Genomic DNA, 13,704 nt, shown 5'->3' with positions numbered 1-13,704 from the left:
AGGCTGCACCCGCAACACTTCACGCCGGCCTGAAACGTCGCGGGCGCAGAATGGGCGCATGGCAGTCCAGGGAGACAGCGACATCGCACCGGTGGCCGCACTGTTCGCTGAACCCGGCCGCGCCAAGGTGCTGCAGGCGCTGGCCGACGGGCGGTCGCTACCCGCCTCGGTGCTGGCCGCGGAGGCCGGGCTGTCGGCCAGCGCCGCCAGCGCGCACCTCGCCAAGCTCTGCGCCGGCGGCCTCATCGAGGCCGAACGCTCCGGGCGGCACCGCTACTTCCGGCTCGTCGACGACCGGGTCGCCGCCGTGCTGGAAGCCCTCGCCGCCATCGCACCGGCCGAACCGGTGCGCTCGCTGCGCCAGGGCACCCGTGCCGCCGCGGTGCGCGAAGCCCGCAGCTGCTACGACCACCTCGCTGGGAGGCTCGGCGTCGCGGTCACCGCGGCACTGCTGGACCGTGGCGCGCTCGCCGCAGACGACGGCATCCCCGACACCCGCCGTCGCCCGCACGAGGGCCTGTCCGTGCAGCTCAGCGACCATCCCTACCGGCTCGGTCCGCACGCCGAAGGGGTCTTCGCCGCCCTGGGCGTGGACCTGCGCGCCGTGCAGGCCGGGCCGTCGCGACGGCCGCTGCTGCGGTTCTGCGTGGACTGGAGCGAACAGCGGCACCACCTCGCCGGCCGGCTCGGCGCGGCACTGCTGACCGGGTTGCTCGACTCAGGCTGGCTGGCCCGCAAACCCCAGCAGCGGGCGCTGAAACTCACCGCGCACGGCGTCGACGGGCTGCAAACCGCGCTCGGCATCACGCCGGGCGAGCCCGGTCGGTCAGCAGCCGCACCGCCAGCCCGGCCAGCACCGCGCCCATGAAGTAGCGCTGCACCCGCAGCCACCCCGGGCGCCGGGCGAGCATGCCCGCCACCGACCCGGCCGTCACCACGATCAGCGCGTTCACCGACAGCGCCACCAGGATCTGCACCACGCTCAACGTCAGGCTCTGCAACGCCACACCGCCCCGCGTGGGGTCGATGAACTGCGGCAGCAGCGACACGTAGAGGACCGCGATCTTCGGGTTGAGCAGGTTGGTCACCAGCCCCATCGCGAACAGCTTTCCCGGCCCGTAGGCGGGGGTGGGCGCCGGCGCGAACACCGACACCCCGCCCGGGCGCACCGCCTGCCACGCCAGCCACAGCAGGTATGCCGCGCCGGCGATCTGCAACGCCGTGTACAGCGCGGGCACCAGCGCGAACACCGTGGCGATGCCCGCGGTGGCCGCCGCCGCGTACACCAGGAACCCCACCGCCACGCCCAGCAGCGACACCAGCCCCGCCCGGCGTCCCTGCGTCAGCGACCGCGACACCAGGTAGAACATGTTCGGTCCCGGCGTGAGCACCAGCCCCAGCGCCACCACCGCGATCCCCGCCACCGCCGGAAATTCGACCACCACGCCACCTTCTCGCCGCAACAAACCGTCCTCATCGGACACTAGGCAGTCGCGGCGGCGGCACCAAAGGCCAATTCGGCGGCACTGGCCTCCCCCGTCTAGGAGCCCAGCTCCGCGAGGTCACTGTCGTCGAGCCGCAACCCACCGGCGGCCACGTTCTCTTCCAGGTGCGCGCTGGCAGCTTGCTGCCGACCTTCATCAACGGCGTGCACGCCCTGTTCGACGCCACCTGGCACACGGCCATCCCACTCTCCGACTACTTGCGCCAGGAACTTCCGCAGATCGACCAGGCCGGGCGCAGCGTCCTGCAGGCGCTCAACGCCGGGCTCACCGACGAAGCCGCGGCCCGCCGCATCGGCGTCTCCCTCCGCACCTACCGGCGGCGCGTCGCCGAGCTGATGACCCTGCTGGACGCCAACTCCCGCTTCCAAGCCGGTGCCCGAGCCGGCGAACTCGGCCTCACCAGTTGAAACGCCGTGGTCAGTACTCGTCGTGGTACTTCACCTGCGGGCTGCCCGCAGGGGCACCCAGCCCGGTGGCACGGCCCTCGGGTTCCTCCCAGTCCTCCTGCCGCCCCAGGGCGGTCAGGTCCAGGAAACTCGTGGTGCTGCCCAGCACGTCCATGCCCCGCCCGTAGGTCGAGTAGGTGTGGAACACGCGGTCGCCGACGCGCAGGAAGCAGCTCAGCCCGGGCAGCTCGAACGGCTGCTCACCGGAGACGTAGTAGCCGGTGCCGGCCCGCCGGTGCTCCTCGGCGGTGCGGTAGTTGTACTCCACCGGGCGCACCGACTCGTCCAGCGTCACGTGGAAGTCGTAGTTGAAGTCGCTGCCGTAGGAGGAGTACCAGGGCACGGTCCAGCCCATCCTGGCCCGGAACGCCTCGATCTTGGCCAGCGGCGCGCGCGATACCAGGACCAGCGACGTGCCGCGGGCGTGCAGGTGGGCCAGGTGCCCGATCTGGTCGATGAACGACGAGCAGCTCCGGCAGGCGCCGTCCCACCTCGGATCGAACATCGCGTGGTAGATCACCAGCTGCGGCCGCCCGTCGAACAGCTCCGGCAGGCCGACCGGCCCGGCCGGGCCCTCGAACCGGTAGTCCGCGTCGATCTCGACCATCGGCAGCCGCCGCCGGTCGGCGTTGAGCGCGTCGCGGGTGCGGGTGAACTCCTTCTCCCGCACCAGGAAATCGCGGCGGGCCGCCAGCCACTCCTCGCGCGAAACGATGTCGGGAACGCTCATCACATACTCCGTCAACCTCGTGGTTTCGCCTGCACCACGGGTAGACCGGCGCGCGGCGCGAAACTCATCGCGCCAGCGCCCGGCGTGCGTGCTGCAAGAACTCGCGTTCGGCAGCGTTGTCGGTTCCCGCGATCGCCGCGTCGTAGGCCCGCGCCGCCTCCTCGACGCGCCCCAAGCGGCGCAGCAGGTCCGCGCGGACGGTGTGGAACACGTGGTATCCGCCGAGGTCGAGCTCGTCCACCAGGGCCAGTCCCGCTTCCGGGCCCTCGACCTCCGCGACGGCGACCGCGCGGTGCAGCGCCACCACCTGGCTCGGCGACACCGTCAGCAACTGGTCGTACAGCGCCCGGATCTGCCGCCAATCGGTGTCGGCGGCGGTCGGCGCGTCGCTGTGCACGGCGTTGATCGCCGCCTGGATCTGGTAGGGGCCGGGCTGGTTGCGGCGCAGGCAGCGGCGCACGAGGGCCTGGCCTTCGGCGATGAGGTCGCGATCCCAGCGGCCGCGGTCCTGATCGGCCAGCAGCACCAGTGCGCCATCGGCGGTCGTGCGCGCCGCCCGCCGCGATTCGACCAGCAGCATCAGCGCCAGCAGCCCCAGGACCTCCGGCTCGTCGGGCATCAGCCCGGCCAGCAGCCGCCCCAGCCGGACGGCCTCCGCGCACAGGTCCTCGCGGACCAGCCGAGGCCCCGAGCTGGCGGTGTGGCCCTCGTTGAACACGAGGTAGACCACGGCCAGCACCGCGCGCAGCCGGTCCGGCAGGTCGGCTTCGCTCGGCACCCGGTACGGAATCCCGGCGTCGCGGATCTTGCCCTTGGCGCGCACCAGCCGCTGGGCCATCGCCGGCTCGGCCACCAGGAACGCCCGCGCGATCTCCGCGGTGCTCAGCCCGCCGAGCAGCCGCAGCGTCAGCGCCACCTGCGCGCCGGTGGACAGCGCCGGGTGGCAGCACGTGAAGATCAGCCGCAACCGGTCGTCGTGCACGGGCCCCTCCTGCTCCGGCTCGTCGCGGGCGTGCAGCAGCGCGGCCTGCGCGTGCCGGTCCTCGCGGGAGACCTCCCGGCGCAGCCGGTCGACCGCCCGGTTGCGCGCCGTGGTGATGATCCAGCCCGCCGGACTCGGCGGCAGGCCCGCCGATGGCCATTTCGCCACGGCCGTGGCGAAGGCGTCCTGGACGGCTTCCTCGGCGATGTCGATGTCGCCGAAGAAGCGGACCAGGACCGCCACCGCGCGGCCGTACTCCGCGCGGAAGACCCGTTCGATCTCCGCTACGCCGACGACCGGCACGTCTCGCCCTCGTCGTCCTGCAACGGCCGCACCTCGATGGGCAGGGTGATCGCCTTCGCCAGCTTGCGGCCCCACTCCAGCGCGGCGTCCAGGTCGGCCGCCCGGATGATGGTGAACCCGCCCAGGTGCTCCTTGCCCTCGGTGTACGGGCCGTCGGTGGTGAGCACGTCGGCGCCCTTCGCGTGCAGCACGGTCGCGGTGGTCGGCGGGTGCAGGCCGGCGGCGAACACCCACGCCCCGGCGGCCTGCATCTCGGCGTTCACCGCCTGCACGTCGCGCATGATCGGCTCCAGCACCTCCGGTGGCGGCGTGGGCCCGTCGGGCTGGTAGATGCTGAGCAGGTACTGCTTCATCGCGTTCTCCTCGCGCTCGTGAAGCCGGCTCCGCCCCGGCTCCTCACCCACTACACGAACGGCTCCGCGCCGGATCGACACCACGGTGCGAAGAATTTCCGCGGGCCGCCACCCAGCACGTACCGATGATCATGCGGCCGCCGGACTGTGGTCTGCCTCTCGCCGCCGGTCGCGGCTGAATCGGTCAGGCGCGCGGTCCACTGTGATCCGTGGCGGGCACGCAACGGCACCGGCGCGCTGGGGATAGCATCCGGCTAGGCAATCACCCGGCGAGCAGGAGAACGAAACCTCATGACCCAAGCTCCCGTCACCGTGACCGTTACCGGTGCGGCCGGTCAGATCGGCTACGCGTTGCTGTTCCGGATCGCATCCGGTCAGCTCATCGGGCCCGACACCCCGATCAAGCTCCGCTTGCTGGAGATCCCGCAGGCGGTCAAGGCGGCCGAGGGCACCGCGATGGAGCTCGACGACTGCGCCTTCCCGCTGCTGCAGAGCATCGACATCACCGACGATGCCCGCACCGCGTTCGACGGCACCAACGTCGCGCTGCTGGTAGGCGCTCGCCCGCGCACCAAGGGCATGGAGCGCGGCGACCTGCTGGAGGCCAACGGCGGCATCTTCAAGCCGCAGGGCGAGGCGATCAACGCCGGTGCCGCCGACGACGTGCGCGTGCTGGTGGTCGGCAACCCGGCCAACACCAACGCCCTCATCGCCCAGGCCCACGCGCCGGACGTGCCCGCCGAGCGGTTCACCGCGATGACCCGCCTGGACCACAACCGGGCGCTGTCCCAGCTGGCGCAGAAGCTGAACGTGTCGATCACCGACATCAAGAAGCTCACCATCTGGGGCAACCACTCCGCCACCCAGTACCCCGACCTCTTCCACGCCGAGGTCGGCGGCAAGATCGCCGCTGAGCAGGTCGAGCAGGCCTGGCTGGCCGACGAGTTCATCCCGACCGTCGCCAAGCGCGGCGCGGCCATCATCGAGGCCCGCGGCGCGTCCTCGGCCGCCTCGGCCGCCAACGCCGCCATCGACCACGTGCACACCTGGGTCAACGGCACGCCCGAGGGCGACTGGACCTCGGCGGCCGTGGTCTCCGACGGCTCCTACGGCGTGCCTGAGGGTCTGATCTCGTCGTTCCCGGTCACCGCCCGCGACGGCAAGTTCGAGATCGTGCAGGGCCTGGAGATCGACGAGTTCTCCCGCGAGCGCATCGACGCCTCGGTCAACGAGCTCGTCGAGGAGCGCGACGCGGTCAGCAAGCTCGGCCTGATCTGAGCCACTCGCGCATAGCCGAAGTGGGCCGTCCCGGTTGCGGGGCGGCCCACTTCGGCTATGCGGATCCGGTGATATTCGGTTGCCGGGACCGGCCGCGGGGCAGGACCATCGGCGCATGGCCCACCCCCCGGAACTGATCACCCTCGAATCGGCGGTGTTGCGCCGCTGGCGCGGTGGCGATCTCGCCGAGATGCACCGAGTGGTCACCGAGGCCCTGCCGCACCTCCGGCCGTGGATGCCGTGGGCCGCCGGGGACTACTCGCTGGACACCGCCGTCGAGTTCCTCGACCGCTGCGACCGCAATTGGCACACCGGCAGTGCCTACACCTACGCCATCATCGTCGACGGCGCGATCGCCGGCTGCGTCGCCATGGAACGCCGCATCGGCTCCGGCGGCCTGGAGATCGGGTACTGGCTGCACCCCGACTACACCGGTCTCGGCCTGGCCACCACCAGCACCGCCGCGCTGGTCGACGAGGCGTTCGCGCTGCCGGGCATCGACCGGGTGGAGATCTGGCACGACGCGGCGAACACCGCCAGCGGGCGCATCCCGCAACGCCTCGGTTTCACCTGCGTCGACCGCCGCAGCCCCAGTCGTGACCCCCGATCGGGCAGCGAAGAGGGCATCGACGTCATCTGGCGGCTGACCCGCCCGGCCCCGCGGTGACGCCCGAGGTCACCACCGCCGCCGGCCGGATTCGCGGCCGCCACGGCGCAGTCCACTCGTTCCTCGGAATCCCATACGCCGCAGCACCGTTCGGGCCGAACCGGTACCAGCCGCCCAGGCCGGCAGAGACCTGGAACGGGGTGCGCGACTGCGTGGCGTTCGGCCCCATCGCACCCCAGGACGCGGAACTGCCCGGCGCGCCGACGTGGTCCGGCGCCGACGACGTGCTCACCCTCAACGTCTGGGCGCCGCCGGCCGCGCACCGGCTCCCGGTGCTGGTGTGGATCCACGGCGGCGCCTACACCTTCGGTTCCACCGCCCAGCCCGACTACGACGGCACCGCCCTGGCCGCAACCGGGCTCGTCGTCGTCACCGCCAACTACCGGCTGGGTTTCGAAGGGTTCGGGCATCTGCCCGGCCATCCCGACAACCGCGGCCTGCTGGACCAGATCGCCGCGCTGCGCTGGGTGCGGGAGAACATCGCCGCGTTCGGCGGCGACCCGGGCAACGTGACGGTCGCCGGGCAGTCCGCCGGTGCCGGATCGGCGGCGTGCCTGCTGCTCATGCCGCAGGCACGCGGGCTGTTCCGCCGCGCCATCCTGCACAGCGTCCCCGACTCCTACTTCACCACCGACGCCGCCGCGGCCATCACCGCCGAGATCACCACGCGGCTGGGCACCGATCCGCAGACGGCCCCGCCCCGCGAACTCGTCGCCGCCGCGACCGAAGTCTCCGGCGCCCCGCAGCCCGGTTCCCGGCGACAGTACGACCCGGTCCTGTTCGGCCCCGTCGTCGACGGCCGCACGCTGCCCGCGGCACCACTGTCCACAGTGCACGACACGACCGTCGACATCCTGGTCTGCCACACGGCAGAGGAGTACTGGCTGTTCGATGCACTGGACACCATCAAGCGCGTCGACACCGGTGTCCAGCTGCGCGCCTTCGCCCACGCCATGGCCATCCCGGATACCGTCGCCGCGCGCTACCTCGCCCTCGCGTCCTCGCCGCGCGATGCCTATCTCGCCCTGTTCGGCGACGCGATCTTCGCGGCCCACAGCACGCGGCTGGCCGAGCACCACGCACGCCACGGCGGGCGGGCGCACCTGGCCCGTTTCGCCCGCAGCCGCCCCGGAGTCCACGCCTGGCACGGTGCCGATGTGCCGCTGAACTTCGGCAACCTCGCCGCGGCGGACTTCCTCCTCGGCGGCCCACCCGACCACCACGACCAAGCCCTGTCCCGGCGCATGATGCGCGCCTGGCACGACTTCGCCCGCACCGGCGACCCCGGCTGGCCACAGGTCACGCCCGGCGAAACCCCGGTGCACACCTGGGCGACACCCGGCGACCAGCTCGACCGGGCCGGCGGCGAACCCTGGCGCGCCATGCGGTGACCGGCGTCAGCCCGGCCGGTTGCCCATCGCCGAGGGCTGCAGCAGCGAGATCGGGTTGCCGTCGAGATCGGTGAAGGTCGTCATCCGGCCCCACGGCACCTCCTGCGGGTTCCCGGCCTCCACTCCCGCGGCGCGCAGTTCCGCGATATCGGCGTCCAGGTCGTCGGTGTGGAACTGCAGGTGCACGGGCCCGCCGAATTCGCGCCCGTCGACGCTGAAGTCGACCAGCACCACACCGGTCTGCGCGCCGGACGGGGCGACCATGACGAACTGGCCGTGCGGGCCGGCGATGTCCACGACCAGCTCGAAGCCGAGGACGTCGACGTAGAACTCGCGGGCCTTGACGTGGTCGGCCACCGGCACCGACACGAACTGCAGACGTGAGATTCGCATGTCGACACGGTAGGTGCCGCCTACAGTTCGAGCACCAGATGCGGACGGGACCACGTGATCGCACCCTCCGCGGGAACCGTCCCCACACGCTGAGCCCCGACCGACAGGTAGAAGCCCTCCGACGGCGGGTGCGACACCACGTGAACCCGCCGCAAACCCCGGGCGCGGGCCTGCGCGCGGGCGTCGTCGATGAGCATCCGGCCCACGCCCCGGCCCTGCGCGGCGTCGTCGACGAACATGAAGTCGAGCTCTCCTTCTCCGGCGCCGCCACGCCCCGGGACGATCACCGTGCAGAAGCCCAGCGGCCGGCCCGACTCGTCGCGGGCGACCCGTACCAGGTGCGCCGCCAGGTACTCGGCGTCGATACCCAGATCGGCCACCATCACCCGGTAGTGCCCGTCGTAGGCGCTGCTGGTCCGCACGATCCGCGTCAGCCGTTCGGTATCGGCGACCGTCGCGTCATCGATCTTGATTGCCATGGCAACCAGTCAATACCAACCCCATGACACCCGGCGCCAACCCCATGACACCCGGCGCGCCCCGCCGCACCGGAAGCCCGGTTCACCAGACCGACTCGATGGCTTCCTCCAGCGCCATCATCCGGTGCGGGCCGGCGAGGTGCCGGGTCACGAACGCGCAGGAATACCCGTGCTTCCGCGACACCCATGCCGTGGAGCCGCCCAGTCCGCCCATGGCCAGGTCTCCGTCGTAGTGCTGCAGGCCCAGCGTCCACGTCACGTCGAAGCCGAGGAACAGATCCCGCCCGCTGACCTGCGGCCGGATGAACTCCCCGTGCAGTTTCCCGCCCAGCAGCCGCGCCACCGGCCCGTCGGCGTCGGCCAGCCCGGCGAAGAACCCGCACAGCGCCCGGGCGGTGGTGTGCATGCCGATCGCCGGGAACTCGGCGCGGCGCCAGCGCTCGGAGTTGTGCAGCGCCACGTCGAACGCGCCGGGCGGTACCGCCAGCGCGCGGTGCGTCAGATCGCCCGGCTCGCCGAACTTCCAGGACTCCGGGTCGGCGACCTCCAGCTCCGCGACCCGCCCCAGGTCCGCTTCAGGAACCCCGAAGTGCGCATCCAGCCCCAGCGGTCCCGCGATGTCCTCCCGGAACACCGTCCCCAGCGAGCGCCCGGTGACCGACCGCACGACGCCGTCGAGCAGATGACCGTAGGTCAGGCCGTGTTCGGCCACCGCCGTGCCCGGCGGCCATTCCGGCGCGGCCGCGGCCAGCTGCGCGCGCAGCCCGGCGTCGTCGAACGGGTCCGCGGCGGCGGGGAACACCGGTTGCCCGGTCTGGTGGCTGAGCAGCTGGCGCAGCGTGGTCGCCGACTTGCCGGCCGCCGCGTAGTCCGGCCACAGCGCGGCCACCGGGGTGTCCAGCGCGATCCCGGCTTCGGCGAGCACCTTCAGCAGGGTCAGGGCGGCGAACGGCTTGCTGACCGAGTAGACGTGCACGAGCGTGTCCTCGCGCCATGGGCGGGTGCGCGCGGCATCGGCCCACCCGCCGGAGAGCCGCACGACCTCCTCGCCGCCGTGGCGCACCACCAGCCCGGCACCGGTCTCGCGGCCGCCGGCCAGCAGCTGCGCGAAGGTCTCGGCCACCTTGGCGAACCGGTCGTCCACCACGCCCCGCGGTTCCATCGTCCTCCAGCCCTTTCGGTGTCCACTGTGGAACAGGTTCCGGCGGATCCGGCTCAGCGACCGCCCACTGACAACCAGACTATTCGGACGATCAACTCCTTTTTCGCGACGAGCGAAAGCCCCCATCGCGGCGCCCGCCGGTAGGGTGACGTTATGTCCGATGCGTTCCGCCTGATCCGCAGCGGAAAACTGTCCGATGTGGCCGAATACGCCTACGGCGCGGTCGTGCGCCCCGACTCGCAACTCGTCTTCGCCGCCGGAGCCTGCCCGCTCGACGAGGCCGGCGCGACAGTGGCCGTCGGCGATTACGCCGCACAGGCGCACCAGATGATGCGCAACCTCGAAACCGCCCTGACCGACGCCGGGGCCCGACTGTCCGATGTCGTCAAGACGACCGTCTACGTGGCCGCCACGCGGCAGGCCGACCTGGTCACGACGTGGGAAGTGGTGCGCGACCACTTCGGCGACCACGCCCCGCCCAGCACCCTGCTGGGCGTCACGGTGCTCGGCTACGACGACCAGCTGGTCGAGATCGACGCGCTGGCCGCCGTGAACCCCTGAGCCGAGCCCGCGACGCGAAATCCAGGTGCGGATCGGGAAACCAATTGACAGGCTGGTGGTCATGAACCACGCGCACGACGCCGCCAGCACCGGGCCGCAGGCCCGGGTCACCACCCCCATCACCGCGGATCTCCTGCGCGGTGCGCTCGACCTGGAACGCACCGAGCACGGGTTGCTGCCGCACCGGCTGCCGGCCTGGGCGCGTGCGCAGTACACCGATGGGCAGCTGGCCACGGCCGAGTCCCAGCCCTCCGGCGTGCGGTTGGTCGTCAGCACCCGGGCCACGGTCATCGAGCTGGACGTCCTCCCCACCAAGACCGTCTACCAAGGTCTTCCGCCGCGCCCCGGCAGCGTCTACGACCTGCTCGTCGACGGCCGCCTGACCGACCAGGCGAGTGCGCCGGGCGGCAACGTTGTGACCGTGGACATCGCCACCGGCTCCACCGAGACCCGGCCCGGCCCGGTCGGCACCGTCCGGTTCGCCGGGCTGCCCGACCGCGTCAAGGAGGTCGAGATCTGGCTGCCGCACAACGAGCTCACGCAACTGGTAGCCCTGCGCACCGACGCCCCGGTCGAGCCGGTGCCGACCGGGCTGCGCAGGGTGTGGCTGCACCACGGCAGCTCCATCAGCCACGGCTCCAACGCGGCCAGTCCCAGCACGATCTGGCCCGCGCTGGCCGCCGCCCTCGGCGACGTGGAACTGATCAACCTGGGCTTCAGCGGCAGCGCGTTGCTCGACCCGTTCACCGCCCGCACCCTGCGCGACACCCCCGCGGACCTGATCAGCGTCAAGATCGGCATCAACGTCGTCAACGCCGACCTGATGCGCCTGCGCGCCTTCACCCCAGCAGTGCACGGCTTCCTCGACACCATCCGCGAAGGACATCCCACGACGCCGCTGCTGGTCGTCTCGCCGATCCTGTGCCCCATCCACGAGGACACCCCCGGCCCCGGCGCTTTCGACATCGACGCGCTCCGAGCCGGCAAGGTGCAGTTCCGGGCCACCGGCGACCCCGCGGAGCGCGCGGCCGGGAAGCTGACGCTGAGCGTCATCCGGGAGGAGCTCGCCCGCATCGTGAAGCAGCGCGCGGCCGACGACCCGAACCTGCACCACCTCGACGGCCTCGAGCTCTACGGCGAGGCGGACTTCGCCGAGCTGCCGCTGCCCGACCGGCTCCACCCGGACGCCGCCACCCACCGCCGCATCGGCGAACGCTTCGCCGAACGGGCCTTCGGCTCCGACGGCCCGTTCACCGCCGAACGCGCCCGCTGACTACGTCACCGCGCCGCCTACCTGCTGCGGAACCGGGAGGCAGGCGGCGCGGTGACCCGAAGGTTGCTACGCCGGCTCCACGGGCGGCGGCGCCGCAGCTGCCCGCAGAGCACGCAGCTCCTCCGTCGCCGCGTCGAGCTGCCGTTCGGCGCGCTCCGCGCGTGCCAGCGACTGCTCCCGCGCGTCCTGCACCGCCGCCACCCGCTGCGCGGCGGCGGTGCGCTCGGTCTCCATCCGCTCCGCGGCCTCTGTCCGCAGCTGCTGGAGTTCCGCCGCCTGCTGCTCGCGCAGCACTGCGAGCTCGTCGCGCTGGCGCTGCACCTCCGCGCGCGCTTCCTCCGCTACGCGCTTGAGCTCGTCCAGCTGTCCCTGCGCGGTCTCCGCCGATTGCTCGGCGCGCGCCGCCCGCTCCACCGCCGCCGCCTGCTGCTGCGCCGCGGCATCCATCTGCCGCCGCGCTTCCTCTTGCGCCGCTTGGATTTCCGCCGCCGCGCTCGCCTTCGCCTGCTCGATGGAGTTGCGCGCGTCGGCGATCTGCCGCTCGGCGTCGCGCCGGGCCGCCGCGGTGGCGACCTCGGCTTCGTTGCGCGCCGCCTCGATGTCCTGACGCGCCCGCCGCTCGGCTTGGTCCGCCCGTTCCACGGCATCATCCCGTTCCTTGCGGGCGCTTTCGGCCTCCTGCCCGGCGGTTTCCGCGGCCGCGGTGGCGTCCTCTGCCGCCGCCTCGGCGGCGCTGCGCGCCTGTTCGGCGTCGCGACGCTGCTGCTGCGCGGTGGCCAGGGCTTTCTCGGCCTGCGCGATGCGGTGCGCGGCTTCGGCTTGGGCCGCCTGGATCTGCGCCTCCGCCGCGCTGGGATCAGCGATCGTACCGAGTTCGGCGATCCCGGCACGCAGATTCCGGGTCAATTGCTCCGACAGGAGCCGGTACTGCCGCAGCAACTCCTCGGCCCGCAGCCGCGCGCTGTCGTACTCGACGGCCGCGACCGGCGAAACCTCGGCCTGATCCTGCACGGCTTGCAGGCGCTGCCGTTCCTTCCAGGCGCGCCAGCGGGTGTGTTCGGGAAGATCGCAGTACTCCGAGGGGCGCCCCGGGCCGCCGGTGCGCACGACCTCCCGCGAGCATCCGGGGAACCGGCACACCCCTTCGGCCTGCTCCTCGGACGTCGCGTCGCGCACCTGCTGCTCACCCATGCCGCGGACGTTATCAACCGCGACCGGCGGCACGTCGGACCTGCTGGCGGGCACGCCGCCGCCCCCGGGACCCGCCCCGGCAGCACGACCTGCGTCCGGCCCGCCGCATCCGGTCGGGGAGAATAGGACGAGAGAACGCCTCGCGGCAGGAGATCACGCACGTTGTCCGACCAGCACCAAGCCCCACCCGCCGATGGCGGTCTGCATGCAGACTGCGCGAACTGCTTCGGACTGTGCTGCGTGGCACTGCCCTTCGCCGCCTCGGCCGACTTCGCCGTGAACAAGGACGCCGGGACGCCGTGCAGGAACCTGCTGGACGACTTCCGCTGCGGCGTCCACTCGCAGCTGCGCGAGCGGGGTTTTCCCGGCTGCACCGTCTTCGACTGCTTCGGCGCCGGGCAGAAGGTCTCGCAGGTCACCTTCGGCGGCACGGACTGGCGGCAGGCCCCGCGCACCGCCGGGAAGATGTTCGCGGTGTTCCCGGTGATGCGCCAGCTCCACGAGCTGCTCTGGTACCTCGCCGAAGCCCTGACCCTCCCGGCGGCCGAGCCCGTGCACGACGACCTCCGCAAGGCGCTGGAGGACACCGAAGCGCTGACCCGCGGCAGCGCCGATGAGCTCACCGATGTCGATGTCGCGGCGCTGCGCCACGACATCAACACCCTGCTGCTGCGCACCAGCGAGCTCGTGCGGGCCAAGGTCTCGGGCCGCAAGAAGAACCACCGGGGCGCGGACCTCATCGGAGCCAAGCTGCGCGGCGCCGACCTGCGCGGCGCCAACCTCCGCGGCGCCTACCTCATCGCGGCCGACCTGCGCGGTGCCGATCTGCGCTCGGCCGACGTGATCGGCGCGGACTTCCGCGACACGAACCTGCGCGGGGCCGACCTCACCGGCGCGATCTTCCTCACCCAGGCCCAGCTCAACGCCGCCAAGGGCGATGCCGCCACGAAGCTGCCCCCGGCGCTTTCCCGCCCCGCGCACTGGTGATCG

At 72.2% G+C, this 13,704-nt stretch carries 16 protein-coding genes; 8 read left to right on the top strand and 8 right to left on the bottom strand.

What is annotated here, in order from left to right; translation table 11 throughout:
• Nucleotides 1-58: 58 nt before the first annotated feature.
• Nucleotides 59-868 carry a metalloregulator ArsR/SmtB family transcription factor gene (locus ACWEV3_RS04135; protein WP_452612469.1) on the top strand — a complete coding sequence of 270 codons (810 nt, stop codon included), beginning with the start codon at nucleotides 59-61 and terminating at the stop codon, nucleotides 866-868.
• On the opposite strand, the gene ACWEV3_RS04130 is transcribed toward ACWEV3_RS04135, so the two are convergent.
• On the bottom strand, nucleotides 804-1,442 hold the full coding sequence (locus tag ACWEV3_RS04130; RefSeq protein ID WP_132490175.1) for a LysE family translocator: 639 nt from the start codon (nucleotides 1,440-1,442) through the stop codon (nucleotides 804-806). The two genes, ACWEV3_RS04135 and ACWEV3_RS04130, sit on opposite strands and share 65 nt — an antisense overlap.
• A gap of 167 nt (nucleotides 1,443-1,609) precedes the next feature.
• Here ACWEV3_RS04130 and ACWEV3_RS04125 point away from each other — a divergent pair, with 167 nt between their 5' ends.
• Nucleotides 1,610-1,912 (top strand): hypothetical protein, encoded by a 303-nt coding sequence (locus ACWEV3_RS04125; RefSeq protein WP_452612468.1) that lies wholly within the window; start codon nucleotides 1,610-1,612, stop codon nucleotides 1,910-1,912.
• A gap of 10 nt (nucleotides 1,913-1,922) precedes the next feature.
• On the opposite strand, the gene ACWEV3_RS04120 is transcribed toward ACWEV3_RS04125, so the two are convergent.
• The 3 genes from ACWEV3_RS04120 to ACWEV3_RS04110 all read right to left on the bottom strand — a co-directional run bounded on the left by ACWEV3_RS04120 (nucleotide 1,923) and on the right by ACWEV3_RS04110 (nucleotide 4,319).
• The gene (locus ACWEV3_RS04120; RefSeq protein WP_452612467.1) at nucleotides 1,923-2,681 is read right to left on the bottom strand and encodes a DUF899 domain-containing protein; all 759 of its coding nucleotides are present in this window, start codon (nucleotides 2,679-2,681) and stop codon (nucleotides 1,923-1,925) included.
• Nucleotides 2,682-2,745: 64 nt separating this feature from the next.
• The gene (locus ACWEV3_RS04115; RefSeq protein ID WP_452612466.1) at nucleotides 2,746-3,966 is read right to left on the bottom strand and encodes an RNA polymerase sigma factor; all 1,221 of its coding nucleotides are present in this window, start codon (nucleotides 3,964-3,966) and stop codon (nucleotides 2,746-2,748) included.
• Complete coding sequence (locus ACWEV3_RS04110; protein WP_452612465.1) at nucleotides 3,948-4,319, bottom strand: YciI family protein; 372 nt, start codon at nucleotides 4,317-4,319, stop codon at nucleotides 3,948-3,950. Before ACWEV3_RS04110 ends, ACWEV3_RS04115 begins: the two co-directional genes overlap by 19 nt.
• Nucleotides 4,320-4,610: 291 nt before the next feature.
• Between ACWEV3_RS04110 and ACWEV3_RS04105 the strand changes: the two genes are divergently transcribed.
• From ACWEV3_RS04105 to ACWEV3_RS04095, 3 genes are all read left to right on the top strand, one after another.
• Nucleotides 4,611-5,597: a malate dehydrogenase gene (locus tag ACWEV3_RS04105; protein WP_358598528.1), complete on the top strand. Its 987-nt coding sequence runs from the start codon at nucleotides 4,611-4,613 to the stop codon at nucleotides 5,595-5,597.
• Nucleotides 5,598-5,712: 115 nt separating this feature from the next.
• Nucleotides 5,713-6,264: a GNAT family N-acetyltransferase gene (locus ACWEV3_RS04100; protein ID WP_452612464.1), complete on the top strand. Its 552-nt coding sequence runs from the start codon at nucleotides 5,713-5,715 to the stop codon at nucleotides 6,262-6,264.
• The gene (locus ACWEV3_RS04095) at nucleotides 6,261-7,655 is read left to right on the top strand and encodes a carboxylesterase/lipase family protein (RefSeq protein WP_452612463.1); all 1,395 of its coding nucleotides are present in this window, start codon (nucleotides 6,261-6,263) and stop codon (nucleotides 7,653-7,655) included. The genes ACWEV3_RS04100 and ACWEV3_RS04095 overlap by 4 nt, the downstream gene beginning before the upstream one ends.
• 6 nt (nucleotides 7,656-7,661) lie before the next feature.
• Here the strand turns inward: ACWEV3_RS04095 and ACWEV3_RS04090 are convergent, their stop codons facing one another.
• The 3 genes from ACWEV3_RS04090 to ACWEV3_RS04080 form a co-directional block, all read right to left on the bottom strand.
• Nucleotides 7,662-8,048, bottom strand: a complete 387-nt coding sequence (locus tag ACWEV3_RS04090; protein ID WP_452612462.1) for a VOC family protein — start codon at nucleotides 8,046-8,048, stop codon at nucleotides 7,662-7,664.
• Nucleotides 8,049-8,068: 20 nt separating this feature from the next.
• Complete coding sequence (locus ACWEV3_RS04085) at nucleotides 8,069-8,527, bottom strand: GNAT family N-acetyltransferase (RefSeq protein WP_452612461.1); 459 nt, start codon at nucleotides 8,525-8,527, stop codon at nucleotides 8,069-8,071.
• A gap of 82 nt (nucleotides 8,528-8,609) precedes the next feature.
• Nucleotides 8,610-9,689 (bottom strand): serine hydrolase domain-containing protein, encoded by a 1,080-nt coding sequence (locus ACWEV3_RS04080; protein ID WP_452612460.1) that lies wholly within the window; start codon nucleotides 9,687-9,689, stop codon nucleotides 8,610-8,612.
• Nucleotides 9,690-9,842: 153 nt separating this feature from the next.
• On the opposite strand from ACWEV3_RS04080, the gene ACWEV3_RS04075 reads away from it, so the two are divergent.
• Together ACWEV3_RS04075 and ACWEV3_RS04070 are read left to right on the top strand one after the other, a co-directional pair.
• On the top strand, nucleotides 9,843-10,250 hold the full coding sequence (locus ACWEV3_RS04075; RefSeq protein WP_452612459.1) for a RidA family protein: 408 nt from the start codon (nucleotides 9,843-9,845) through the stop codon (nucleotides 10,248-10,250).
• 61 nt (nucleotides 10,251-10,311) lie between these two features.
• Nucleotides 10,312-11,523 carry a GDSL-type esterase/lipase family protein gene (locus ACWEV3_RS04070; RefSeq protein WP_452612458.1) on the top strand — a complete coding sequence of 404 codons (1,212 nt, stop codon included), beginning with the start codon at nucleotides 10,312-10,314 and terminating at the stop codon, nucleotides 11,521-11,523.
• Between the two features lie 66 nt (nucleotides 11,524-11,589).
• On the opposite strand, the gene ACWEV3_RS04065 is transcribed toward ACWEV3_RS04070, so the two are convergent.
• Nucleotides 11,590-12,714 carry a hypothetical protein gene (locus ACWEV3_RS04065; protein WP_452612457.1) on the bottom strand — a complete coding sequence of 375 codons (1,125 nt, stop codon included), beginning with the start codon at nucleotides 12,712-12,714 and terminating at the stop codon, nucleotides 11,590-11,592.
• Between the two features lie 162 nt (nucleotides 12,715-12,876).
• On the opposite strand from ACWEV3_RS04065, the gene ACWEV3_RS04060 reads away from it, so the two are divergent.
• Nucleotides 12,877-13,701: a pentapeptide repeat-containing protein gene (locus tag ACWEV3_RS04060; RefSeq protein WP_452612456.1), complete on the top strand. Its 825-nt coding sequence runs from the start codon at nucleotides 12,877-12,879 to the stop codon at nucleotides 13,699-13,701.
• Nucleotides 13,702-13,704 lie beyond the last annotated feature (3 nt).

The sequence above is a fragment of the Saccharopolyspora sp. NPDC003752 genome (genome assembly GCF_053605825.1).
This window is presented reverse-complemented; position numbering and strand designations above follow the sequence as displayed.